Annotated in this window: 21 protein-coding genes; 17 read left to right on the plus strand and 4 right to left on the minus strand. The window is 45.5% G+C overall.

What is annotated here, in order from left to right:
• The first annotated feature begins 62 nt into the window (after positions 1-62).
• The 16 genes from GS399_RS04925 to GS399_RS05000 all read left to right on the plus strand — a co-directional run bounded on the left by GS399_RS04925 (position 63) and on the right by GS399_RS05000 (position 18241).
• Positions 63-653: an RNA polymerase sigma factor gene (locus tag GS399_RS04925; protein WP_160843486.1), complete on the plus strand. Its 591-nt coding sequence runs from the start codon at positions 63-65 to the stop codon at positions 651-653.
• A gap of 66 nt (positions 654-719) precedes the next feature.
• Entirely contained in the window at positions 720-1961 is a 1242-nt protein-coding gene (locus GS399_RS04930; RefSeq protein WP_160843487.1) for a FecR family protein, read from the plus strand.
• Positions 1955-3343 (plus strand): RagB/SusD family nutrient uptake outer membrane protein, encoded by a 1389-nt coding sequence (locus GS399_RS04935; RefSeq protein ID WP_160843488.1) that lies wholly within the window; start codon positions 1955-1957, stop codon positions 3341-3343. Before GS399_RS04930 ends, GS399_RS04935 begins: the two co-directional genes overlap by 7 nt.
• Before the next feature lie 288 nt (positions 3344-3631).
• On the plus strand, positions 3632-6754 hold the full coding sequence (locus tag GS399_RS04940) for a sensor histidine kinase (protein ID WP_160843489.1): 3123 nt from the start codon (positions 3632-3634) through the stop codon (positions 6752-6754).
• 133 nt (positions 6755-6887) lie between these two features.
• Positions 6888-7523 (plus strand): response regulator, encoded by a 636-nt coding sequence (locus GS399_RS04945; RefSeq protein ID WP_202409378.1) that lies wholly within the window; start codon positions 6888-6890, stop codon positions 7521-7523.
• Positions 7524-7779: 256 nt separating this feature from the next.
• Positions 7780-8577 carry a bestrophin-like domain gene (locus tag GS399_RS04950; protein WP_237487870.1) on the plus strand — a complete coding sequence of 266 codons (798 nt, stop codon included), beginning with the start codon at positions 7780-7782 and terminating at the stop codon, positions 8575-8577.
• Between the two features lie 27 nt (positions 8578-8604).
• The gene (locus tag GS399_RS04955; protein ID WP_160843492.1) at positions 8605-9393 is read left to right on the plus strand and encodes a hypothetical protein; all 789 of its coding nucleotides are present in this window, start codon (positions 8605-8607) and stop codon (positions 9391-9393) included.
• A 314-nt stretch (positions 9394-9707) separates the two neighbouring features.
• On the plus strand, positions 9708-10151 hold the full coding sequence (locus tag GS399_RS04960) for a hypothetical protein (RefSeq protein ID WP_160843493.1): 444 nt from the start codon (positions 9708-9710) through the stop codon (positions 10149-10151).
• A 35-nt stretch (positions 10152-10186) separates the two neighbouring features.
• Complete coding sequence (locus GS399_RS04965) at positions 10187-10516, plus strand: hypothetical protein (protein ID WP_160843494.1); 330 nt, start codon at positions 10187-10189, stop codon at positions 10514-10516.
• A 39-nt stretch (positions 10517-10555) separates the two neighbouring features.
• A complete protein-coding gene (locus tag GS399_RS04970; RefSeq protein WP_160843495.1) occupies positions 10556-11092 on the plus strand; it encodes a CHAP domain-containing protein in 537 nt (178 codons plus the stop codon).
• Positions 11093-11269: 177 nt separating this feature from the next.
• Positions 11270-11734: a DUF6790 family protein gene (locus GS399_RS04975; protein ID WP_160843496.1), complete on the plus strand. Its 465-nt coding sequence runs from the start codon at positions 11270-11272 to the stop codon at positions 11732-11734.
• An 828-nt stretch (positions 11735-12562) separates the two neighbouring features.
• The gene (locus GS399_RS04980; protein WP_160843497.1) at positions 12563-14527 is read left to right on the plus strand and encodes a hypothetical protein; all 1965 of its coding nucleotides are present in this window, start codon (positions 12563-12565) and stop codon (positions 14525-14527) included.
• 85 nt (positions 14528-14612) lie between these two features.
• Positions 14613-15245, plus strand: a complete 633-nt coding sequence (locus GS399_RS04985; protein WP_160843498.1) for a hypothetical protein — start codon at positions 14613-14615, stop codon at positions 15243-15245.
• Positions 15246-15653: 408 nt separating this feature from the next.
• Positions 15654-16871: a hypothetical protein gene (locus tag GS399_RS04990; RefSeq protein WP_160843499.1), complete on the plus strand. Its 1218-nt coding sequence runs from the start codon at positions 15654-15656 to the stop codon at positions 16869-16871.
• Positions 16868-17449, plus strand: coding sequence for a hypothetical protein (locus GS399_RS04995; RefSeq protein WP_160843500.1), 582 nt, complete (start codon positions 16868-16870; stop codon positions 17447-17449). The genes GS399_RS04990 and GS399_RS04995 overlap by 4 nt, the downstream gene beginning before the upstream one ends.
• Positions 17450-17518: 69 nt before the next feature.
• Positions 17519-18241, plus strand: coding sequence for a hypothetical protein (locus GS399_RS05000; protein ID WP_160843501.1), 723 nt, complete (start codon positions 17519-17521; stop codon positions 18239-18241).
• A 424-nt stretch (positions 18242-18665) separates the two neighbouring features.
• Here GS399_RS05000 and GS399_RS05005 read toward each other — a convergent pair whose 3' ends face one another.
• The gene (locus tag GS399_RS05005) at positions 18666-19682 is read right to left on the minus strand and encodes a hypothetical protein (RefSeq protein WP_160843502.1); all 1017 of its coding nucleotides are present in this window, start codon (positions 19680-19682) and stop codon (positions 18666-18668) included.
• Positions 19654-20595, minus strand: coding sequence for a hypothetical protein (locus GS399_RS05010; RefSeq protein ID WP_160843503.1), 942 nt, complete (start codon positions 20593-20595; stop codon positions 19654-19656). Before GS399_RS05010 ends, GS399_RS05005 begins: the two co-directional genes overlap by 29 nt.
• 123 nt (positions 20596-20718) lie before the next feature.
• On the opposite strand from GS399_RS05010, the gene GS399_RS05015 reads away from it, so the two are divergent.
• On the plus strand, positions 20719-21060 hold the full coding sequence (locus tag GS399_RS05015; protein ID WP_160843504.1) for a hypothetical protein: 342 nt from the start codon (positions 20719-20721) through the stop codon (positions 21058-21060).
• 310 nt (positions 21061-21370) lie between these two features.
• On the opposite strand, the gene GS399_RS05020 is transcribed toward GS399_RS05015, so the two are convergent.
• The gene (locus tag GS399_RS05020; RefSeq protein ID WP_160843505.1) at positions 21371-24004 is read right to left on the minus strand and encodes a tetratricopeptide repeat protein; all 2634 of its coding nucleotides are present in this window, start codon (positions 24002-24004) and stop codon (positions 21371-21373) included.
• A 10-nt stretch (positions 24005-24014) separates the two neighbouring features.
• Positions 24015-24509, minus strand: a complete 495-nt coding sequence (locus tag GS399_RS05025) for a hypothetical protein (RefSeq protein ID WP_160843506.1) — start codon at positions 24507-24509, stop codon at positions 24015-24017.
• Between the last annotated feature and the right edge of the window lie 386 nt (positions 24510-24895).

Here is a 24895-nt window from a genome sequence, read left to right on the forward strand (position 1 = left end):
AAATACCAATTACCAAAACATTCTTTAATTTAGAAGCGTATAACCGGTTTTAAATCAGTGAAATGCAGGTAGTTGCTGAAGAAACTGAACGTGATCTGGTCATCGCCCTGAAGGCGGGAGAGGAGTCGGCGTTTCGTCGGCTGTTCGACCTGCATTTTCGCCGCCTGTATAATTTTTCGTTAAAGTTTCTTAAAAACAGCGAGCAGGCGGAGGAAGTTGTCCAGGACGTTTTTTTAACTATCTGGATCAACCGGAGAAAGATCAACGACGAGCTGTCGGTTTTACCTTATCTGTACACCATTACAAGGCGTCTTTCGCTCAACGCTTTACGCCGGATAGCAACTTCCCAAAAGGCAATCGATCAGTTATGGACTCATATGGCTGTCCTGACCAACGAGACGGAAGAGACGGTATTACTGAATGATCTGACACAATTTACCGAAAGTGCCCTGGATCGCCTTCCTCCGCAACAGCGTATAGTATTTAAAATGAGCCGTTATGAAGGCCTGAATTACGATGAGATCGCTGCAAGACTGGACCTTTCGCCAAACACGGTAAAAAACCACCTGGTGGCTGCCCTGAAAAATCTGAAAAAGCAATTTAACGGATCTGATTCCGCATTTTTTATATTGATGGCGACGTTTTTTTTCTAGGAAAATAGTGTCGCACTAGTCCTGAAAGGATTTAACTATGTATTCTGTATATAACCTGAAAACAATATGACCGGTGAAGATCGCATAGCTTTATTGATTCGCCAGTACGCCGATGGAACCATCAGCAGGTCAGACTACGATGAGCTGATGAGCTATGTTCAAAACACTGGCAATGAGCCGGACCTGAGCGAGGCGATGGACCGGATCTGGGACGAGCAGGAGCCGAACGATACAGCTTCCGGGCCGCATTTTGATGTTCGGGAGCGGGTTTATAAAACAATCATTCATTCCCGGGAATTTGAGCATGGATCAGGCCGGTTGCCGTCTTTGAAAGGCTGGTACATCACGGGGACCGCAGCCCTGATCACCCTGGCCCTGTCCTTTACGTTTTACTGGTATATTAACCGGGGCACGGATTCCCAGGTTCCCGAGGTAGCGAGAACAGGCCGGCCGGAGACGATGCGTGCGACGCTTACACTGGCTGACGGCAGAACGATCGATCTTGGCGCTGCTCCCGACGGGATAGTAGCCGATCAGAATGGGATTTCAGTTAGGAAAACAAAAGATGGTGTGCTTGTCTATCAGGTCAGCGATGCCGCCAGGTCGCCGGATGGCCGGGCCCGCAATACGGTTAACACGGCCACCGGCGGACAATATCAGCTTGTTTTACCGGACGGCAGCAGAGTGTTTTTAAATACGGCAAGCTCACTTGAATTCCCGGTGCAGTTCGAAGATGATGAACGCACTGTCGTTTTAAACGGTGAAGGCTATTTTGAGGTGACCAAACGCGACGTGATGACCGGGCAAAACGGGAGACAGGTTAAAAAGCGGCTTCCTTTCATTGTTCGTACCGGCAGGCAGCAGGTAGAAGTGCTCGGTACTCAATTCAATGTACAAGGCTATAAGGATGACAGGGTCACGACCACCACGCTGTTAGAAGGCGCTGTGCGGGTGGTGGCTTTGGGTAAAGACCGTTCAGCCGCCGGCAATCGACCGGTGGTGCTCAGTCCCGGTCAGAGCGCCTCCCTCACCGGCAACACGTTGCAGGTTAAGAAGGCAGACGCAGAGCAGGCTCTTGCCTGGAAAAATGGTTTGTTTACGTTTCACAGCCAGGATCTGGAAAGTATTATGAGCGAAATTTCGCGGTGGTATAACGTAAAAGCTGAATTTAGGGATGATCGCTTGAAAACAGCGGTATTCAGCGGATCTTTTTCGCGGTCTGATGACCTGGAAACTGTTTTGCAGGTACTTCAAACCACGGGGGCCGGGAGGTTTAAGCTGGAAGGGAAGAAGGTGCTGGTATGGTGAAAATGCCTGGATGGTCAAGTCTATACCGGTGGATCTTTTTCGCTTCTCTGGCAGGAATCACCGTCCTGATAAGTGCGGAATGCCGGAAATTTGTGGAAATCGATCAGCCGGATAAAGGAACGCTGGTAAACACCGCAGATTACGAATCGCTGCTGAACAATACCTTTGATATTAATTACTCTTATTACCTGCCATGGCTCTCCGCCGATGATCTGGATATCTCTGATACGTCAGTTCAGCAGCAGGTGTGGGGAACGGACCGCGAGGTTTATATCTGGGCTGCCGATTTTATGGGCGATCAGAATGATCCGGATTGGGACCGCTTGTATAAACAGGTCTATATCTTTAATGAAATTATAGCCGGTATCCCTGAGAGCCGCAACGGCTCCCCGCAGCAAAAACGGCAGATTCTCGCGGAAGCAAAAATGAACCGGGCTTACTCGTACCTGGACCTGGTCTGTATGTATGCGCGCTGGTATAATCCTTCTACAGCGGCAGGCGACCCGGGAGTTCCGCTGCTGCTAATGCCATCTTTCACGGAAAAACTTTTCAGGGCGAGCGTTCAGGCTGTATATGGGCAGATTATCAACGATTTAAAAGCGGCGCTTCCGGATTTGCCTGCCCTGCCGCTACAGGTTACACGGGCATCCGCGGCAGCAGCCTACGCCACGCTTGCCAGAACGTACCTGAATATGGGAAACTACCGTGATGCCCTCGCTTCGGCCGACAGCGCCCTGGCCAGAAAAAGCTCGCTGCTTAATCTGTCCTTGTACCGGTCTGATCCGCTGCCGCTTGCAACGATTCATCCGGAGATTATTTTTTATAAGCAGCTAAGTCCGGGTCCGCTATCGTTTTACCCGCTAAGCGAAGGCCTGCAGCATCTGTTTTCACCGGAAGACCTTCGTTGGCAACTGTTCACGGCTGACGGGTTGACCCATGGCAGGCCCGCCTTTTCAGGCCGGTGCCTTGTTCGCTCGCAATTATCCGGCGAAGGAATTTCTGTCGGGCCGGATGTGCCGGAGATGATGCTGATTAAAGCGGAGTGCTTAGCCAGATTGGGTGCTTTTACAGAAGCGATGACAACGGTCAACACGCTCCGAAGGCAACGGTTCTCCCGGGACCATTACCTGCCTTTAGCTGCAAATAATTCCACCGAAGTTTTGCAGCTTGTCTTGCAGGAACGGAGGCGGGAGTTGTTCGGCCGTGGAACACGGTGGTTCGATCAGAAACGTTTGAACAGGGAGCCGGCATTCTCCAAAACAACAATCCGCATATTTTTAGGTGTTTCTTATATGCTTGAGCCTAACAGTAACCGGTACGTGTTTCCGATCGCAAAAAAATACCTTGCCATGAATCCGGAAATTGTACAAAACCCCCGCTGAACTGCTATGATCAGCATGTGTTAGAATAATTGTTTCCGGTTATACCCCTTGGTCGAAACTCTCTTTTAATACTCAGGTCCTGCGATAAGCTGCGTATTCTACAGGGTGTTAACATCTTTTACATACGATTCCTTATATTTTTTGGCATTTTCATACTAAATGTTTGCATGTTGTCCGGTGGAAAGGTCTTCGACTGCTTTTAATTCTGGCCTAACTTAAGTGACCGGCGAAGCTGCGCCTTTATTCATACCATGTAAACCCTTTTAGCTGCCATAAGAAAACTGGTATATGCCATTGAACGCCTTATTTATAATTCCAAGATTATTTTTAAGGATTATTTTTATTTCAGGGCTGGCGCAGTTGCTGATCGTATACAATGGATCTGGCCAGATCGCCGGACTGCTTCGTTTTAAGGCCTATACTATTAATGACGGCCTTTCACAGGGATACATCAGCAGTATCTTACAGGACCGGCAGGGATTGCTCTGGTTTGCGACAGCGGACGGACTCAATAAATTCGATGGTTACCGTTTTACCGTTTATCATCACGACGCCGATGATGCAAATTCGATCGGAAGTGACGACATCGCCTGTATTTTTGAAGATTCCGGGAACCGGTTGTGGATAGGCACAAGGCATTCTGGCCTGGATGTTTTCGATCGTAAACGTGGTATTTTTGGACATATTAATGCGGGGTTGAATGGACTGAGTTCTAATGATATCCTGGCTATCTCCGAAGACAGGAGCGGGGCTCTGTGGATCAGAAGCCGCGAAGGAATTGACCGGATGGAGATCATGGAAGGCCCGCCAAACGGGGAGGCAAAAGCGTCGGTTGCTTCCTCCTTCGGTTTTGCTCTCCGGTTTACGCCGGTTAAGCTGCGCTTAACCGTTAAAGCTGAAGAGTATCAGGCAGAGCCACCTGCGGTGTTTATTGACAGCAGGGGGCATGTTTACCTGCTGACCAACAGCCGGATTGTTGAAGTGTACTTTAAAGATAAAAGCCGGAACCTGGGTATCAGGGAGCGCTATCGTTTCACTTCCGCTGATTCAACAGTTATTCCCGAAATGATCGAAGACACTCTTACCCATTCGTATTTTGTCAACAACAAATCAGTCATCCATTTTCCGTCTTATGATTTTTCCCGCCCGAAAGCGCTTTATCGAAGCAACTCAGCGTTTCTCCGGTGGGTGAACCGGGGGAATGGGGCGCTCTGGATCCTGGATCAGAGTAAAGTGGTCAGCGTCAATAGCCGAAACGGCCGCACACGGGTGTTCGGGGCTATCGATCCTGCCCAGGATCGCTTCCTGCAAACTGCTACGGTCTTTTTTAAAGACCGCACCGGGGTAGTATGGATTGGGTCCGGGGGGTACGGCATTCTGAAATATGACCCTGAGGCGGAACAGTTCCATCATATCTTATCCGGTCTCAGTCACTATCAGCTGCTGACGCTTCCGTCCGGGGAAATAATTACAAACAATTATCAGTCGATTACCCTTGGTGATAACGGACCGGTGATAGAAGATTTTATCTCACAGGGTCTGATCAGGAAAAAGTTTCCGAAATTTCTGCCGCTGTCGTTCAGCAGGGATACCTGGGGAAACCTTTGGTACGGTATCAATGGGGGAATCATCCGCTATAATATACGGGATAAATCAGCCACACGCTATGACCTGCCGTTTGCGGGGACGCGCGTTCTTCCGTTCCCGCTCTACGCCGACCGGGAGAATACGATCTGGATGGGTTACGGAAGTTTCTTTGTGAGTTTTGATCCATTTTCCGGAAAATTTAAACGGCATAGCTACCAGCAGAGTCAGCAGTCGGTAGACTATGATTTTCTGCAATGTATTTACCAGGACGAAAACCTGCTTTGGCTGGGCACAACCTCGGGGCTTCTTTGCTTTGACATGCGGGAGCAGCGGATCATTGACTACTTTTTTAACAAACCTTACGATAAGCGCTCGGTCAGCAATAGCTTTATTTTGACGCTCTGCAACGACGCTGTTCAGCCAAACCGATACCTGTGGGTGGGAACCAAGGGCGGCGGGTTAAACCGTCTCGACAAAAAGACCGGCAGTTTCATTCACTTTACAACGAAGGACGGGCTGCCTAATAACGTGGTTTACGGGCTACAATTTGACCGGAAAGGCAGGCTATGGATGAGCACCAATAAGGGTATTTCCGGCTTTAACACGTCTGACAAACAGTTTCGTAACTACGATGTGGCTGACGGCTTGCAAAGCAACGAGTTTAACCGGTACGCTTTCTGCAAAACGCCGGCTGGAATGATGGTTTTCGGCGGGCTGAACGGGATTAATTACTTTGATCCGGACAAGTTATCCCCGCTGAAGCCGCCGCCGGTTGTCTTTACTGATTTCCGTCTATTTAATAAGCCGGTACCTGCGGGACGTCCTGGCGATATCCTGGCTAATGAAATCGGGTGGGTCAGGCAGCTTAAGCTGCGCTATGCGCAAAATGTGATCACTTTCCAGTTCGCTGCCACGGACTACCGGAAGCCGGGCAGTATCCGGTATCGGTATATGATGGAAGGCTTCGATGAGAATTATATCTATTCAGGCGTGGCCAGGGAGGCTACTTATACAAACCTTGATCCGGGAAAATATACATTCCTGGTACAGGCAAGCTTTGAGGACGGCGTCTGGGGAACCGGGCACGCCCGGATCGGCGTGCTGATCGTGCCGCCTTGGTGGAAAACCTGGTGGTTCTATTTACTGGTCGTAACGACGGTATTTTCAGCGACCTACCTGATTTACCGCGAGCGTTTAATGCAGCTGGCGCGGCTGAATAAACTGCGTAACCGTATAGCGCGGGATCTCCATGATGAGGTCGGATCTTCTATAAGCACGATAGCTATTTATTCCAGGATTGTACAGGATCATATGGCCAATTCAAAAGTAACCGATCAGTCGCTGATGGAGAAGATCACCGAGTTTGCCACGGAGGTCATGGAATCCATGAGCGACATTGTCTGGAACATTCATGCGAAAAATGACTCATTCGACAGCGTCGTCAGCCGCATGCGCGAGCATGCTTATGAGTTGTTCGAAGCAAAAGGTTACACCATCAACTTTAGTTTTGACGAACAGTTGCAGCGGTTACGGCTAAGTATGGAAAAAAGGAGGGACTTTTACCTGATCTATAAAGAAGCGCTGAACAATATCGCCAAGTATGCAGGAGGATCTAATGTCTGGATATCGCTGTATGTTCAAAATAATGTGATCACGCTCTCTATAAAAGATGATGGAAGAGGATTCGATGCCGTTAACGCACGCAAGGGTGGAAACGGTTTGCAAAATATGAAGCATCGCGCCGACACCCTGAAAGGGCGGATAACCATCAGTTCGCAGCCCGGAAAAGGCACGGAACTGGTACTTCGTTTCCCGGCTGCTTAAACTAGCCTGTTTTAGCTATTGCCGGGCCGGCCGGCAGCAGGTAAATTTGTATTAGAAATCCGGGAAGGTCCGTACAGGCCTGACTTACAGGGTTTCAGGCGGTATAGTCAGTATGGATTTAAACATGCAACAGATGATTAAGATTGTGATATATGATGACCATAAGGCAAGGCGGGAAGCGCTCAGGCTGCTGGTCAGTTTTCAGCAGGATATGCGCTGCATCGGCGATTACGAGGATTGCTCGGACCTGGTAAGTAATTTGAAATCTGACCCGCCGGATGTGGTGCTGATGGATATTCATATGCCGGGGGTTGACGGGATCGAAGGGGTTAAGCTTCTCCGGAAAAATTACCCGGATACCCTGATCATTATGCAGACGATTTTCGAGGACGATGACAATCTGTTCAATTGCCTGCTTGCCGGTGCCAATGGATATATCCTGAAAAAAGCGCCGAACGAAAAGCTGATTGAAGGTATATACGATGTGGTAAACGGCGGAGCGCCAATGACTCCGGCCATTGCTAAGCGTGTCCTGGAGCACTTTAGCAAGAAACCGTCAACAGATAACCGGCACCTGTACGATCTTTCCAGGAGAGAGATGGATATCCTCGGTTGCCTGGTGAAGGGCTACAGTCATAAAATGATTGCTGCCGAGCTGTTTATTTCGCCTTTTACTGTCAACAATCACATCAAAAAGATTTATCAGAAGATGCAGGTTCACAGTGTATCAGAAGCGGTGGCCACGGCCATTAATAAGAAGATCGTATGACTGCGTTCAGTTAAAATTGGCCAGATCAGGCTATTTCCCCAGGAGGAGCGCTGAAGTATTTTTGTTCTAAACAAATAGGGCGCCGGTTAAACCGGCAGCAGCGGATAAGCGAGTCAGTGGTACTGTCAGTGCTGCTGACACGAAATAAACAACGGTAATTATTAAAAAGAAATTTCCGGAAATGCCTGCGGGCACACGGCGGGGAATCTTATTGCCGAAAAAAAAACAGAAATAAATAAACTTTAAGGATTAAGTGATGAAACTACAAGCAATGTTACAAGGATTAATTAACCTGCCGGCGACGATACTTTGTATGGTATTTATCGTCGTCGTGGTTGTTCTTTCCCAGGCCGGACTGCAGTTGTACCAAAGCGTGCTGGGAAAACGGGAATTCCGCCAGGGAAATGAGGTTGCCGGAATTGTGTTTGGCGGCATCAGTTTGCTGTATTCCCTGGTGCTGGCCTTTGTGATCGTGGCAGTCTGGGAAAACTACGAAAGCCTGAATAACACGATTGAAGATGAAGCTGACAAGCTCAACGGCATACTGGCCCACAGCGCAGCCCTGCCTCCGCATATAAAAAAGCCGCTGGATACTGCCATACTTAACTACTGTAACCGTGTGGTTGAACAGGAATGGAAAATGCAAAGCGGGCGCAGGTCCTTAACGCCAAGCGCTATTCCAAGCCTGCGGATGATGTTGCTGCAGGCTCACCCGCAGGACGATACGCAGCAAAGTGTCTTTTCGGTTATCGATCAGGATCTGAGCTCGGTCAGTGAACTGCGCCGAACCCGGTTGAGTCACAGTCGTTCACAGGTTCCGCAACTGGTTTGGTTTGTTTTGAAAGCCGGCAGCCTGATGCTTATCGTTTTCTCTTATTTCTTTTGTGTTCCGTCACTGAGAGTCAAACGTATCTACCTGTTTTTCCTGAGTTCCTGTATTGCTATGAGCATGTTCCTGGTTTACGCCCTGGATCACCCGTTTGCAGGCAGCGCCCGTGTCAGCAATGAACCTTACCGGGAGGTGATGTCTGAAATAGAACAAGAAAATCAATAAACAATTTTAATAATCATAAATACTCCAATGAAACGTTACATTCCAATTTCTGCTATCCTGATCGCCTGCCTGACGGCAGCCGGTTGCCGGTCTGCCTCATTCCTCGATGGTAAGCAGGCTGTTTATGATAGCAAACAGACAATTGCCTGGGTGGTAATTGTCCTGATCGGCGGCCTTTTCCTTGCATTGGCCAGCTACAGTAACCTGCTGCGGGATGAAATCAGCAATGATGATGAATTCGCCGCTAATGCCAAGACACTTCAGCAAACCAAAAGCTGGATCAAGGTCGATACCCGCGCGCCGTTCAGCCTGACTAAAGTGCAGTTTGGTATCTGGACGGTCATTATATCGTCCGTTTACGTTTACGTATCGCTATGCCGTGGCGATTGCGCGGCAGGTTCGATTAATCAAACCGCTTTGGTGCTGATGGGTATCTTTTCCGGTACAGCCGCTGCCTCGACTATCATGGATAAAAATGAGATGAGCGATAACCGGCCGCGCCATCAGAATGCTCCCTCCCAGGGCTTTTTTATCGATATCCTGTCGGATGATAACGGGATCAGCCTGCACCGCTTCCAGAATTTTGCCTGGACGGTTATCGCCATTACCGTTTATCTCTACAAGGCATCACAAACAACAAAGGGAGGAGAACTTCCCGAGCTCAGTGATACCCTTCTGGCCCTGACCGGAATCAGCAGCGCCACCTACCTGGTATTAAAGAATCAGGAAAATGATCCGCCGGCGCATGCGCTGCCTGAGCCTGCCACCGTTGTTCCGGTTGGCGCTGTGCAAACCCCGCAGCAACCAGCATCGTAGGACTTTGCTGCATACTAACCGGATTTTTATGACAAAGAGTTTCTCAAAGAGAAACTCTTTGTTGCTTACTGGCTGTCGGCTTACAACGCTGTACCAACACGTCTGGGGCATAAGCAATGTAGCAAAAAGCAAAGATCGTCGCCAGCTTTACTTCATCTCATTTTTCGACATTCTGGCAAGTTAAAATTAGCCTGATCTGGCTATATATCAGGTGTTTATTGTGGGCTACTTTTGGAACAATAGATCGGCTGGCGAAGCTGGTCACAAACGGAAGCGCTTACCTTCCTGCAATAAATGAAATTAATTCAAAAAAGATGAAAACTCAATTTAAACACCCTGTGCTGCACGTTTCGCTCTGCGTGACAGCATTGCTGACTTCCTGCGCCTCGATTGCGGGATATGATCAGTACTCTTACGCGCAAACTACGTCCCTTAAAGTGGATGCGTTAAACCTGATGACCAAAGCTACTGACAGCGCTCGGCTGCACCAGGCAGATATCCAGCAGGTGAAAACTGAACTGAGCAAAATTTATGAGTACGAAAAAAATAAACCGAAGAACACGGTTACCACGGAAATGTGGAATGTGCTGGCTGACTCGGCCGGTAATTCTTTCGGCGGCTTTGTTTCGCGGTGGCAAAAGGAGCAGGTACTCGATACGGCTTTCGTGACTGAATCCAAACTCCTGATCGGCCGTTCATTCGATCAGATATCGGCACTTGAAAGCGGAAAAATCAAATCAGCCGATGCGGGCAGGTAACGGAATTTTTTAACACCCTTTAGATTTTTTATAAAATGAAAACAATAGCAATAAATCAGCTAATAAACGCCCTGGATACCGGCGTGGAAAACCTGGCAGAGTCGACCCTGAAAGATTACCTGTCCACAGCTACGGCAGACGGCCGGCAATTGGTGGGAGATCTGAAAAGCAGCCTTGAGCAGTGGACGGCGGAGCTTGCAGATGGCTCGCTGACACAGGAGGACCTCGCCTTTCTTTTAAAGGAACAGGCCTCACTGACCGAAATGACCTCGCTTAAACAGGCGGGCCTCGGCGAAGTCCGGGCAGATCAGTTTAAAAATGACCTGATCAGCATGGTGACAAACACGGTTTTTAGCCTGGTGTGAGGTTCGATATTTTCAAGTTAATTCTTTATAAAACATATCATGATGATCGGATTACAAATCGCGCAGATTGCCATGTCCTTTGACGGGCAACAGGAAATACAACCCAATATGGGGTTCAGGGATCCCTCTTATGCAGCTAAAATATATGCAACGGGCTGGCAGAAAGGAGAGCCCTGGTGCGCCGCGGCGGCCATCGTGGACTGGACAGAGGCTTATGCCGCAGTTCCGGAACTGGCCGGGAAGGCCCGGAGCCTGTACAGTCTTAACAGTCAGCAAATGGCGGAAAATTTCCATAAGGATCCCGTCTGGCCGACAAGCACCACAGTTCCGGTTGTAGGCTCGATGGCTATTTTTGCAGATGGGAACAGTACGACCAGTGGACACACGGCAGTGGTGATTGAAGTGATGCCGGACGGGATCACTTACCGTACGGAAGAAGGAAATACGATTCCTGCAAACGCCACGGGCAACCAGCGGGAGGGCTATATCGTCGCGCAGCATGTACACCAGGTTGGAAGGCCTCATAGCGTTACCGGGTTAAACCTTTTACGGTTTATTCACCCGCTGGAAGCATAGGGTAATTCTGAAACCAGGCCTGATGTTCCTGCCCGAAGAAGAGGCTGTGGACTTAGTTGTTCGCAAAATGGTCAGGATACGCTCCTGATAATTTTTTAATTTAGTGTACTGTTGTAGTATTCGCGTGCACCGGTATGATTGAGCAGGCGGAAAAAGGATGTTTTAGCTAAATCGGCTATGAATAAAAAATATCTGATCAGTGTTTCGGTGATGACGTTCGTTATCCCCGTGCTGGGGTTCATCATTGAACGGCCTGTTTATGACACACCGGGTTCTTTTAGTTTATTTGGCAAATGGTTTATTTTTTCGGCTGTTGGACTCCGGTTGGTAATCGTTGGTATTCAGCAGGCCACTAAACCTGCCTTTACCGCGAAAGAGATATTCCATGTCGACAGTACTGAAATATTTCCGGTTGTCCGGGAGTTAGGATTTGCTAATTTGTGTTTTGGCCTGGTAGGTATCATTTCACTTTTCAAGCCGGAGTGGCGCATAGTCAGCGCCTTTGCAAGCGGATTGTACTATGGTATTGCCGGATTACAGCATGCGGTCAGGAAACCGGCAGGAATCAACGAAAAGTTTGCGCTGTGGACTGACTTGTTAATTTTTGCGGTGCTTTTGGTTTACCTGATCATGGCAGGCTAACAAGCATAGTAATATGTTTTAATAGAGGGGCAAAGAGGGTTGGCCACATAACAGTTTGCGTAGTTACACGCTTGACTGCGTAGATATTGATCCTCAATTTTACCGGTAGAAATTTGATATGGTTAGGCCGTACCGGCATTCATTATTTGCTGTTTTTTACAGCTGGCGGGCACCAAAAATTTAGTGAATACCGGACGGCCTTTTTTGTAAACGCTGCCTTTTTGTGTTTGCAGAAAAGCGCTTATCTTTGTTCGATCTAAACACATATGCCTCAGCCTTTACGAATTCATTTTAATAACCAGGATATTTTTACCAGCTGATCAACCCGGAAAAGCCGGCAAAGAACACGAAAGAACTGGAGTTGTAATAGACGAATCATTATTTCTGCTTACAAGGGAAGGCGCGGACTGGAAAGCGTCCGCGCCTGTTGATGAGACGGTGCAGGAACTCATCTCGCTGATTGTAAAATCACTCTCTCACAGGTTTAACCTGTAAACTGCTTCAGAGTCGGCAAAACCGGGAACAGCTTTTATCACGGCACTTTTTATGGGCTTGCGGCATAAAGACTGGTGCTTCTCAATTTGCATTTTTAATTCTTTGTAGTTCGGTAAGGTCGACGCATCGAACGATACAGGAGAGTGCTTGCCTGTTCAAAATTTCAACCCGGCCATTACTTGAACGATCCGGTCTTTCAATAGTGTTTACTCCGGACACAGCCCGGAAATTTCCCGCTTCGCAATTCAAACTTCTCTATTTTTTATCATTAATCGACTTTCCCGAACAATAGGTCCTTCATATGGATTTACTAAGCATTAAATCAAATTAAGAATGAAAAAGATCTTTTTATCTGAAATGCTGATTTTAGGCACTTTGTCCGTTTGTATCGCTGTGTTTAGTGCCTGCCGGAAATCTGAGATCCTCAGGGAAACAAATTCACTTTCGGAAACAGATAAGAACATAGCTTTCATACAGAGCACGGACGAAGTGAGTGTCAATTTTGCGACTGACCTGGGGAATATGAAATACAAAGCAAGCGGAATACTCAACGGTCTCGACACGACAGGCAGCATGCCTTATTCGCCCCCCGACATGTATGTCGGGCCGATAAAGCCGCAATTCAGCCGGGTATCCGTCAGAGCTGCCTTAAAGCCCTCAATCAGAGACAGGCATAAAAGCCTCGGGATTAAAACTATTGTATTACTGGAAGATGCCTGGGAAAAAATATACGGCTATAATCACACCAATGTACCCGGTGAGCCTTACGATCCTGGTTTTGTAAAATGGAATAGCGCGATCACCAAAGCAGTGAAGGATATTTATAATTACGGGTATAACCCCGACAGTGTACAGTTTGATGTCTGGAACGAAGGCAATACTGTTAATTACTGGAATCCGGCCAATGGAGGTGCGACAAGCTCCGCGACGGTATTAAAAAACCGGAAGCTTTTTTGCCAGATGTTTACTTATACGGTAAAGCGGCTGAGGTTTCTGGGAGACTCCCTGAATAAAAAAATGACCATTCAGGGGCCCGCTTTTACGGAAATCAACCTGAAAGGGATCTGGGAGGAATCAGGTCCGACATATCCCTGGATGAGACAATGGATGGACTCCGTGAAAGCTCAAAACGCTGTTCCTGACTTTATGACCTGGCATTTTCCGGGAACGGCTTCAACGACTCCCTCACAGGAAATTCTGAATGTTGAAGCGCTCTGGCCTCAGGGAATAGCGCCCACTTCGTCTCAGACTATGCCGCAGGTTCTCATTGATGAATACGTCGAAGATGATGTTGATCCGTCGACGCCTCCTCCTAATCCCGGCAGAGTGGGCTGGCTGATCGCCCAGCAGCAGATATCGGACGTTGCAGGCAGTATTCATGCTCAGTTCGGCCCGCTTTACCAGTTGGATGCATTAATTTACAAATCAGCCGGGCAATGGAAGACACGGGGAGAATGGTGGTTATATCAGCGCTACGCCAGCCTGACGGGAAGAGAAGTCTCTACCACGAATACCCCGGATTCTGAAATCGGTCTGGTTGCCGCCAGGGATGCGGCCGGCCAGGTGGCAAAAGTATTGCTGGGAAAACGCGGTAATGCATCGGGAGACACGGTAAGTGTCACATTGAACGGGCTTAACAATACGACAACTGTCGATCAAAACCAGGTATTTGTGTATGTAGAACGGATTCCTTTCAATGGTGGCGGAGAAGTCAATCTTGCAGATATAGATACGGTCCAGATCGGTTACAAAACTATTTCAGGAACAAGCAGCCTGAAAGTAAAAATACCATGGACAGATAATAATGACGCCTATATCATTACGCTGCAAAAAAAGCCGTCCACTAAAATTGAAGCGGAATCAATATCTGGTTTCACAACTTACCCGGCATCCCGGACGTTCAATGTTAACCCCGCGGCGGATCCGGACGCAAGCAACTCGTATTACAGGACGTTTGCTGCCAGCGCGTCAACGGATTCCCTCAGGATAATGATTGGCTCCTTTACAAAAGGAAAATACCTTATTACCCTGCATGCTAAAGAATATATCCCCAGAGGTATATATGTTCTCCGGGCGACTACGTCTTCGTCGTTCGGCGGAACGCTGTTTAACGCTTATCCCATGAATATGTACTCATCAACGGCGAAATATGAAGATTTTAACATATCTCCGTGGATTATAGGTACTGACGGGTCGAAAGCACTGACATTCAAGGTCACTGGTAAGGATCCTCTTAGTACCGGAACAAATCCGTTTAGTATGGTTCTGGATTATATACGAGTAACAAAAATCAATTAAAGCCAGCATGATCTATATCTCCAGGTCGATTTTCCGGAGTAATCTGTTCATCAATGCAATTATAAGATCGGTTAAAAAATCTCTCATGAATAACAAACTGAAAAAGAGAAAAAAAGCTGCTGCCAGCATTATTTTAACCGTGATCTTCGGTATCGCTTGCCTCACCGTCGGCATACTGATTAACCAGGCCGGGAAGGTCGGCATGATGAGCCTGGTTTTACAACAGGGTGTTAATGTTTTTTTTGGCATTATTGGTGGCATTCTGACGGCTATATTGATCTATCTGGCAAAGCCTGTTTATCAGAGTATATTTATCGGGGGCAGTGACGACGGTTCGTTATCCGGCATTTGGGATGAAGACTATAAGGCGATCGATTTTCCCGAACCAAGTCAGCTTCAGGACCTGGTTTTCTCCATCGAGCATAGCAGGGATAGTATTAAAGGAACTTTAATCGGAACGAGAGCGAAAGATGCGCCTGACTCGGAGCCGCATTATTCTCCGAGACTGTTTTCGATAAAAGGCGTTATTGAAGCTAACCTGGTATCTCTGGAAGCCATCCGGGAGTCCGGCCATGAGAAAGGCCATTCTGTTTACTTAGTGCAGCCGAACAATGCCCGGACAGTTATGCGTGGCCGGTCGCTTTACTGGGATACGACAAAAGAGCAGCTGGCTTCATCCGAGGTGGTCTTAACCAAGCGCAAGCCGGGTAGTAAATAGTAGCTCTCAGGCTAAACAGAAGGATTTAAAACCTGGAGTGGGGGTGTTGCCATCGCCTATGGTGTAGTGAGTTTTTAAGCTGCATTGTGATCTTTGTCTACGGTAATTTTACGGTTTCAGGCCTTCTGTTCCTGCTCATAGCCTGTAAACCGCCCAGCCATTTTCGATTAAATAGCTACAAATAACCATATATACGGTAATAATAATTGGTTAACTTGAACACATAGGACTGCTGACGTTAAACCTAAGCTGGTGGGCATGACGCCGCCGGAGTAAAACTTACAGGATTGTTTCAATTAACCTACGGGAGGCCCGGTTGTGCGGGAAATAACGTGATTTAATGTCCTGCCCGGACTTACAGGTCATGATTGAACAGACCTAGGTTCCGTTCTCATTTTTAATGATAAAATGAAAAAAACGCAATCTGGTATATCAAAACTTTTAATTATCGTTTTGGCGATCAGGGCTTTTGTCGCATCTGCGCAAACTCCCTGGCCGCCGCCGCCGACAGGGGGCTCGGGACCGTCGTCGGATGATAAATCTTCCATTGTCCTGCCTGTCGTGGCAGGCGCGGTGGTCGCCGGGACTGCTGCCTATTTCATATTCAAAAAAAAGCCGGTCAAGATTCCGCCTCGCGAACGTGTAACGACTTATCTGTATAAAAATAATATCCAGCCGACACAAGATGCGATCAATCTGATATTCGCTCTCAACCCCTCAATACCAAGACAGGATAATATTCCTTCCAATTATAAACTCAAGGGTCCGGACTTTCCCGAAATGCCGCAACCGGTTACCCAGGAACAACTACCCGGACCGGCGCTCAATGAACAATTGATGCTTTTCAAATCGAGTTTAGAAAAATTCAGGAAGTCCCGAAAACCAAATGCGGGGGGTAATAACTCCGGTGTGACCAGTAACTTAAATACTGCTGAAAAAAACGTTGACGAATACATGGCTAAAAAAGAAAATGCCAATAAGGAGCAATCCGGATTAATAGCGGATTTGATAAGCGTTTTAAATCAGTTGGTAAAGCGTAATACGGCGTCTGTTAAGGTTAACGGGAAGGATGCTGAACTCATCCAGAATATCATCCGGAACTTGTCCGAGATCCTGTATCCGCCTGAATTGATCAAGAAAAACAAGCAGTCAAGCCTGTATTTAAAATCAATACAGCAGGAATTGGCGGCATTTTATTATTCGGTAAACAACGTTGCGTTAAATAACGATGAAAAAAAATCCCGTGCCGTTTACCGGTATTCTTCGGCAAGATCAAAACCCGCGGCCAATGATCCTGAGACTAAAGGGTTTGCATTCGCTGTCTATAAAATACACCCGGACGGAACGATTATCACCAAAGGCCCGGAGGTGGAAAAAAAATATACGATACGGTACGTTTGTCCGGCTTTACAGGAATTTGAGAGCTCTTATCATGTTCTGTCTAATCCGGCTACCTGGGCTTTCGCGAACCTGTATCCTTCAAAATATTATATACAGGTGCGGGATATATTCGGTAAACAGGTGCCGCTGCAAAATCCGTTAATAGATGTGCAGGATATATATGAGCGGCCGCAGCAGCAATATCATAACAAAATGATGATCATTCCGATATACCTGAAGCAATGATTAAGCTGTTAAAATACAGGGCGGCGCTGATCAGTATCATGTTCGGGCTTTTCGGGGGCGCCCTGTCAAAGTTACTGGATATAGATGAAATGGCCGGGTATTATACGGCTCTGGCGAGCCTTATTGCATTGGTGGTCAGCTTGCTTATTTCTTTTTTATTAAAGGGTACCTGGAAAAGGGCGGTGAGGAACAATGTGAAGATCATCTCTATCGTCCTGTTTTTCGGGTTAATCGTCACGATTTATATGCATACCAAATATTTTATTGAATGTACTTTTCAGTATAAGGATTTCGACGGGCATAAAAGCTATTATGTTAACGGGTCTGAGTATACCGAGCAGGCGAAAAAGTTTAAAAGGAATAATCCGCAAATTCAGTCCGATGATGATCTGATCAGGGAGGGATTTGGCTCGCCGGCCGAGAAGAGTAAAGTCTGGACACCGGACTCTATTCAAAAAAATGTATTGAAATTGATAACAAGTTACTCGTTACTGGTCATTTTTTTTGTAAGTATCATTTCTATTCTTCTGGAGGTTTTAACCCTGCATTATGGCAGGTCTACGGCGAAAAGCTTTTGATTTTTCGTGGAAGAAATTTACGTACCGGTTTCGCGCTGGCTGACCGTTATACTGAATTAATCAGATGTCATGAAAACGATAGCCATTTTTGAGAGAATTTGTGGGTTTATGGTCATGCTGTTATTTATTTCTCCGGCATGTAAAGAAAATGAGGATCCTGTCCCTACAAACGATTATCCGAAAAGCATCCGGCAGGTCCTTTCTGATCAGGTTTTTTTAAATAAATTAGCCGGGGCCGGATTGACGATAACGGAAGACAATCCGGGTTACCGTAACTATTTTATGCTAAAAGGTGTCTATCGTTTGCAGCATACCTGTGTTTCCGATAACCGGACACCGAAGAACTTAAACAGCACTTATGCCGATTACCGGCTGGATTTAGCTTTGGCACCGGCTGGCAATTCTGTCAGTTACATGACTGACGATAACCTGGACAGATCAACCAAAATTGATAGTATTACGGTACATGTGGATAGCAAGCTAAATTTCACTGTGTTTTTTAGAGCGGCGGGCATTTCCAATAATATCAGTTACGAGGCGCTTTGGATAATAAGTGGTAAAAGTCCGCAGCTCCAGCCGAATTCCCCCTTACCTTTAGAAAGCATGTATGATTGCTATGTTATCCTGAGTAAAGGCCCCGATCCTGACAATAAAGTTGCCGATGTCGGAACCGTGAGAATATTTAAAGACCCGGCGGGAAGTACTCAGGCCATAGCAGCATCAATTTCAAAACCACTGATATCGGAAGCAGGTTTACGTTTGAGCCGGCCGAAGTTGTTAACAGGCCATTAGCGACGTCTGTAACATAATCCTTGAGCGGAATATTGCACTCCAGTAGAATGGCTTAGCAGGTCAGATAATTCTTCATCAACCTAAGACGCAAATGATATCCATCTGCATTGCGCAGTATCCTGCCAGTTTTCGGTCGGACGCGAGATTTCCAGATAGTCGGTCGTTATCAGTTTAAAAGAATACGGCAGTATCGATGTAAAGGTTATCGGTACTGCCATACGAAACTTCGGCGTCCTCACAAAGGAATTTAAATCCATTATGTTACGAAAGCGCGAGGAAAGTTACATGGGGTTCGAAAACTGAAAGTTTACAACAGCTTTTCGGAATATTACTTTTTTTCCCCATGCTTTCAAATATAAAATAACTCATACCGGTTGAAGATGCTTTTTTCATTATAAACATGAGCTCAGAACGGCCGCCTGGATTAGTTGTTGCTCAAAGGCGTAACCTTAAAATAATCATACGCCAAAGTATAACGGTGCGGCGCTATGCTGGAATCATTCACGGTAGTCGCCGTAAATTTGAAAGTTTTTAGGCTGGAACTGTTTACAATCCAGTATTTAAGGTTTATATCCTCATACTTGGCCGTACTGCTGTATAAATCCTGAGCTGTACCAATATCAGAGCCGGTTGAACTGCTTGCGTTCATCGCGTTTAATAAGGAATAACCTCTGGATGTATACTTTTTCACCCTGAGAGTGACTAGATATTTTCCCGGATTGATGTTGTTCGGTAAAACAAACCGGATAAAATCGTTAGCAGCGTCAGCACTGAAACTCCTGAATTTTCCACCGCTGCAATTAGCATCTACGGTGGTTTGTACAGTTCGCCCAGTTGTATAAGTATAACTTGTGATATCCTCTGCCTCAAATGTTTGCGAAGTTTGTTTACTTCCCAGCCTGATTACATAACTGTCATCTTTAGATCCCCACGTGAAATTTAATGAAAGTGAGTTACTGGCGTCAACCGTCATGTTGCCGATTAGAACCGTGTCGATATCAGTCTTTTTGACTTCGAACCCTCCAGCTACCTGATAAGGAATATGTTCGATAACAACAAATACTTGTTTACCTTCCATGGCAGTTGAAAGGTTAAGATTGTTTAACTGAACGGTAACTTGCTGGTTTGCAAGACCACCCTTGTTTCCAAGCACTATTTTGGCTAAACTGCTATCAGGGTCTTTGGCGGCAATTAAGTCGATGTTAGTGCCTGCGGTAGTTGAAACTCTCGTGCCGGTAAGGCTTCCATATTTGGTCCACCACCACCATTCACCTTTAGTACGCCATGTACCGCTCTGCCTGAAAATCATATTGTCAAGCTCATTCAGATTACCCCATATAGCATGGCAACTCCCCACGATATTTGATCTTTCCTGCTGGCAGGCCAGCCAGCCGACACGACCGGGACTTGCATTATTGCCAATTGCATAATCTTTTGTCATCAACAAATTCATTAATAATTACGGGTGGAACGTTTGCCCCCCAAATATTACGAATCGTATCAATTTGGACAGATGGATTAACTGAACTTGTTCCGGGAAAGTGCCATGTTAAGTAATCAGGCGCAACGTTGTTTGTTTTTACGTAACTGATCCATTTTCTTATAAAAGGAAAAGAAGGGCCGTTTGGTCTTTCAAAATCAGGCCGGAACGCGACGTCGGTTAAACTAGGGCCTTCTATCCAAATTTTATGTTGAATTGTGTCGCTAAGTCGATGAAGATAATTAACAGTAAATGCAAACATGTCGAAAAATCTGTTTCTGTTTGTCGTCACTGTGGTTTGATTATTATAATAATTATAGTCCTCGTCATCAGTTTTCATAGTTGGATTCCAAAATCCCCTGCCATTGGCTTCATTCCAAATATCAAAGTGAACGCTATCTAAGTTATAACCGGCGTTTTTAACTGCGTACACCTGATCATGAACCACCTTTTGCCACGCATCGTAGTTTGGGTCGCCTGGCCAGCCATGTGCACCGCTATAGTCCCATCCATCTGACAAAACAACGATTGTTGTCAATTTTAATTTTTTGTGCCGGTTCACCAGTAGCGCAGCCTCATTTGCGGTAACTCTGGCGTATTTAGGTTTGATCGGTAACACATATAAATCTGGCGGAGAGATTGCCATGGCGGATGGCAACAATGCATGCAATAACCCGCTAGCTTTGTATTGCACTGGCGAGCTGGCAACGCTGAAATCAACTGTTACCGTTTCTGCACTTTTGATAGTTGCAAGGTTTTTACCGGCGGATAATAACACTTGTGATTCATTTTTAAGTTCTGTTTTTTGGCAGGCGGAGAAAAGACCTGCCAGGAGAATAAGAAATAATGCTACTTTTTCAGTCGTTGTTTTCATATCGATAGTTTGATTAAATAAATGCTGATTAATCACGTAACTTATTTTTTGATGACGTGGAAATGATTACAGACTAAATATCAGAAAGAAATTAAACGGACATGGGAAATTTCAAACGAAAACATGTCGCAGGTCAGTTTAGAGCTAGAAGATTTAAATCCCGGAGAATCTTTTCTAATACCAATAAATGTCGTCCTATATTTCCCAAGAGAAGTTCAGAAACGCATTGCACATCCTGCAAAACAAGTTAGCAATCGAAGTTCTTTAGATCCTCTTGGCTATACGCTTGATTGCGACATTTCATCGGAAACATCACTTAGCGCAACTAGCAAATTATCAATTTTGCTTGGTGATTTAGATGTATTAAAAAATAGATCTCAGAAAGTATTTTGGATTGGGCATGGTGACGAAGGAGTACAATTGCTGGAAGTAAAAAAAGATTATCCACAAAAATATGGCAGATAACAGCACTTGCAAGAAATTGGCGGTTCAGTGGCAAAGAATCTTTCCTTCGTACAAAGTTCAGTGGTGACAGAAAAATCAATGCTTCGAATTGCCAACTTCTTGTAGCTTCACACCGTTAGCGGCGGGCAGAAAAGACTGAATATGCATGAACATCAATGTGTTTGCTGGAGGCGATTGGATTTTTACTGATTTATCGTTTTCGGTAACGGCAAAACAAAAAAATATTTTGATACGGACACAATGACAACACAGATTAACTGATAACATGTAAACTGTTTTGGCGAGTCGCTTTTGGAAATCTCAAATTCGTTTAGTTACAGTCTGCGGTAAGCATTTGAACCTTATTACGGATATTATAAAGGATCGGATAGGCGGGGAGTTGTGCTATCAAGGCGTTAGTCTTGCCAGCGATATCGCATTTCTTGAGCTGATGCATATGCTTTTCTTCAGCGTTACTCAGTTGAGTTATCCAAAAGTTTTCGAGATAAACGGCATCGGATAACGCCATTGCATATTTAACGCCATCATTGGGATCATTTTGTAATGCCATTTGAAAGTAACTTTCAGCTTTTGTAAAATAGGAGGACATCAAAGGGAAAAGCTTCAGATTATCCGTGGGTTTTAATTGATTTGCAGGATCCTGGGAAAAAGTGAAAAGAGCCACTCCGAAATTTGAAATGCATTGTCCAACGATTGCCATCATCTTTTGTTTAACGAAAGGATCAATATCTATTATGATGTCGCAATTTTTGATAAACTTTTGTACATCCTGCTCTGCCTTTACCTGATCTTTAAAAGTCATATCGATAAGAAATTCTTGGACGACGTAATCGAAATAGATCGTCAAATAAGTTGTGCCATATTGTTTGGCTTTTGGTTCCATGACCTTCAATGCATTTTTCATATGCTTACTGGCGCTATCCTTTTGCCCCATTACAGTAAACGCCCTTGCTTGCTGGCGTTCGATCTGTGGCGGCAAATCCTCGTAGGCGAACCTGTTGATGAAAGCCGTATTTGTAAATTTAACAAGTAAGTTACGGTTGTTAGTTATTGCTTGACAGGAATTGCCAGATTGGATCATTAGTTCGTTCATCTGCGCAAGGCAGGTTGTGAATTTATCTTTATCGAATTGCGCTGTATTCAAATGTTCAATATAGTAGTCATAAGCAGGCGGCAGGTATTTTTTAGCCGAATCGATCATTCTTGACGCCAGGTAAAGGTGACCAAGATCAGTATTGACCCATGCCTGATGTAAGAGATAAGTATTCGGGTCGCTTGCTATGAAGGGTTTTAGCTGTCTGTTCAAGTCAGATAGATAGTTGATCATTTCCGGCACCCGATTCATAGCACCCAGGTTTTTGAGTATGGAGGTTAACAGTTGTTCATAAGCTGCCAGATAGATCCGGCTATTAACGGATATCCGCGGAGCAATTGCGGTAACCGACTGGTTAAGAAGGTTCAGGGCTTTGACGGGCTGACCAGCATTGTAATAAATCTCTGCCATGGCATAATATGCGGCAGACAGATTTATGCTATAAAGCGCAGGCTTATTTATCACCGCAGCTTTCAAAAAGCTTAATGCCTGACGATAGTAAGCAAAAGCCTGTGCGGTATCATTGATCATTGCATATTCTCTGCCTGTGAGGATTTGTATGGCCGACCTCCTTTGTTTGGAATCTTCCGTCGACACTGTTAACCGATTCAATTGCTCTATGGCCCTTTGTGCAAAACTGATCGCCGTTTTGATGGTCGCGCGGTCAAAAAATCTGGCAGAATATTCAGTAGATATGTTGTATAAAATGACAGCCCTTAAAGTTATCAGATCATCGTTTTTCAAGGGTTCCATGGTGTCCATGAAGCTAAGTGCCTTTTCGTGAGTCTCGTTGGCTTTCACTTTATCCGTTGCCGAATAAGCGATGCCGAGGTAGTTAAGTATGCGAACGCGTTTTTGAAGATCCATATTAAGAGCATCTGCTTTCTCTAAAACCGGAACGGCTGCTAAATAGTTGCCAAGATAATCGATAAGGAATTTCCCATACTCAAAAAAGTTGTCGGCATCCGGCGACAATTGTACGCCTATGCTGTAAGCGTTATCGATTTTAATTAATGTTTCATCCAATTTGGCTGAGTTGAGCTGTAACAGGAGAATTTTCGCCTTGAGTATGCTTGTTTTTCCATACGCCTGATCGTTACCGGCTGATTTATCCAAAACTCTAAGCGCCCCTTCGATATTATTGTTTTCAAATAATCCAAACGCCCTTTTGTAGACCTCCAAAGGACTTTTCTTCAATTCCTCTTTTATTAGGTTATACCTGTTTATATAGCTTTTTATAATCGTCTCTCGACTTTCGACGGCGCTTTTAAGGTCTCCCAGCTGATTGCTTTGTGAGCCAATGATCTTGTCCTTGGAGCGTAATTCATTTAACAAATTGGAAGTCATGCTTTCCGGAAGCTGATAGGTGATCACCTCTTTTACGACATAAGTAACCGTTGCGAAATCGCCGACTATGATCGGGCTTTCATTTCCGTTTGTTTGAAAAGAATTTGGAAAGGTCGCCAACAACGGTTTATAATTTGTTCTGAGTTTTAATAAATTCTCAACACGATTAAAATCACCTTCTGAAAGACTAGCCAAAGCCTCGCCTTTTAAGACCTGATCGGGCAAATTGTCGCTCTTACTTTTCAATTCCCTGTATTTTCTAAACCAGGTAGAGAGAGCTTTGTTAATTATAGCGGTATCGGACCCTACTTTATTTGCGAATAACAAGCCGGCAAGATACGGGGCCAAAGTTGGCGGCAGTTTCTGCGCGATAATGCGCTGACTTGTATATTCAACCTTAGCCTTGGCACCGATGATCACCGGGCTTTTAGCACCTGTGCTGGTTTGTGAAAATGAGGAATAATATATTATCATGCATATAATAATGCCCAAGATATTTTTCATTTTTGGGAGGTTAAGGTATCTTCTCAATTGAGGTATCTTTTGATGTTGTGTCACCATATGACACGCGGGCATCATTCCCAGAAATCGCAGGCGATTGCGACCCGCTTGTGTGCGGTCCCCGCCCTTGTTTTTGATCTGAAAATTTAGTGTAGGTGGTGAATACAATAGCAATGAGTATCACGAAAAAAAGAACCATTCCGAAACGAAGTATATTCATCCTGATCGAAAACTCCTTTGATTTCTGCTCCATTTGCAGCTTAATGATCTCAAATCCGTTCTTTTGATTCAGATCAGGAAGTTTATATGCTGGCAAGACGTTTAATAGCGCTGTCGCGAGATCTGCTTTGCTTTGTGTGTCTGCCGAAGAAATAATCTTAGCGATACCTTTCAACTTTATGGAATTTTGGTAGGTCAGGTATCCAAGAAATGCGGCGACGATGAATGACAATAGTCCAATTACAGTTTCAACCTTTGAGTGGGAAGCCAAGAAATCGAAATAGTTCATAATCTTTTTGCAGGGATAGCTAACATAAATATATGATTATAAGTAAGATAAAGCTAAGTAGGTAGCTTGAAATTTAACCAATAAAATTACAACTGGGTAAGTCATCAAGGCCACGTAAATTAGAAATTATAGCAGGCTGATCTCGTTGTCACCGTGTTGTTTTATTAAGCACCTAAAAGGTTTGTTTCTGTTTGAAAATTCCGGAGATCAAATACACAAAGATGAACCGGAGAAGTTTCAAAATACACTAATCAAAACATTTAATACGGTTAAATCTGGAAAGTGAAATACATGGCCACGCCAAATAGTCCCAGCGTCCAGAATCGTTTTTCCCGCTTCCGGCAGAACGTGACGAAGCGAGGAAATCTAAGTGGATAGAACTTTTG

The sequence above is a fragment of the Hufsiella arboris genome (assembly GCF_009834875.1).
GTDB classification, from domain to species: Bacteria; Bacteroidota; Bacteroidia; order Sphingobacteriales; family Sphingobacteriaceae; genus Hufsiella_A; species Hufsiella_A arboris.

Excerpts from the sequence above, each read along its gene's own strand:
- GS399_RS04925 (WP_160843486.1), top strand. The coding sequence starts at position 63 with ATGCAGGTAGTTGCTGAAGAAACTGAACGTGATCTGGTCATCGCCCTG.
- GS399_RS04930 (WP_160843487.1), top strand. The coding sequence starts at position 720 with ATGACCGGTGAAGATCGCATAGCTTTATTGATTCGCCAGTACGCCGAT.
- GS399_RS04935 (WP_160843488.1), top strand. The coding sequence starts at position 1,955 with ATGGTGAAAATGCCTGGATGGTCAAGTCTATACCGGTGGATCTTTTTC.
- GS399_RS04940 (WP_160843489.1), top strand. The coding sequence starts at position 3,632 with ATGCCATTGAACGCCTTATTTATAATTCCAAGATTATTTTTAAGGATT.
- GS399_RS04945 (WP_202409378.1), top strand. The coding sequence starts at position 6,888 with ATGATTAAGATTGTGATATATGATGACCATAAGGCAAGGCGGGAAGCG.
- GS399_RS04950 (WP_237487870.1), top strand. The coding sequence starts at position 7,780 with ATGAAACTACAAGCAATGTTACAAGGATTAATTAACCTGCCGGCGACG.
- GS399_RS04955 (WP_160843492.1), top strand. The coding sequence starts at position 8,605 with ATGAAACGTTACATTCCAATTTCTGCTATCCTGATCGCCTGCCTGACG.
- GS399_RS04960 (WP_160843493.1), top strand. The coding sequence starts at position 9,708 with ATGAAAACTCAATTTAAACACCCTGTGCTGCACGTTTCGCTCTGCGTG.
- GS399_RS04965 (WP_160843494.1), top strand. The coding sequence starts at position 10,187 with ATGAAAACAATAGCAATAAATCAGCTAATAAACGCCCTGGATACCGGC.
- GS399_RS04970 (WP_160843495.1), top strand. The coding sequence starts at position 10,556 with ATGATGATCGGATTACAAATCGCGCAGATTGCCATGTCCTTTGACGGG.
- GS399_RS04975 (WP_160843496.1), top strand. The coding sequence starts at position 11,270 with ATGAATAAAAAATATCTGATCAGTGTTTCGGTGATGACGTTCGTTATC.
- GS399_RS04980 (WP_160843497.1), top strand. The coding sequence starts at position 12,563 with ATGAAAAAGATCTTTTTATCTGAAATGCTGATTTTAGGCACTTTGTCC.
- GS399_RS04985 (WP_160843498.1), top strand. The coding sequence starts at position 14,613 with ATGAATAACAAACTGAAAAAGAGAAAAAAAGCTGCTGCCAGCATTATT.
- GS399_RS04990 (WP_160843499.1), top strand. The coding sequence starts at position 15,654 with ATGAAAAAAACGCAATCTGGTATATCAAAACTTTTAATTATCGTTTTG.
- GS399_RS04995 (WP_160843500.1), top strand. The coding sequence starts at position 16,868 with ATGATTAAGCTGTTAAAATACAGGGCGGCGCTGATCAGTATCATGTTC.
- GS399_RS05000 (WP_160843501.1), top strand. The coding sequence starts at position 17,519 with ATGAAAACGATAGCCATTTTTGAGAGAATTTGTGGGTTTATGGTCATG.
- GS399_RS05005 (WP_160843502.1), bottom strand. The coding sequence starts at position 19,682 with ATGACAAAAGATTATGCAATTGGCAATAATGCAAGTCCCGGTCGTGTC.
- GS399_RS05010 (WP_160843503.1), bottom strand. The coding sequence starts at position 20,595 with ATGAAAACAACGACTGAAAAAGTAGCATTATTTCTTATTCTCCTGGCA.
- GS399_RS05015 (WP_160843504.1), top strand. The coding sequence starts at position 20,719 with ATGTCGCAGGTCAGTTTAGAGCTAGAAGATTTAAATCCCGGAGAATCT.
- GS399_RS05020 (WP_160843505.1), bottom strand. The coding sequence starts at position 24,004 with ATGAAAAATATCTTGGGCATTATTATATGCATGATAATATATTATTCC.
- GS399_RS05025 (WP_160843506.1), bottom strand. The coding sequence starts at position 24,509 with ATGAACTATTTCGATTTCTTGGCTTCCCACTCAAAGGTTGAAACTGTA.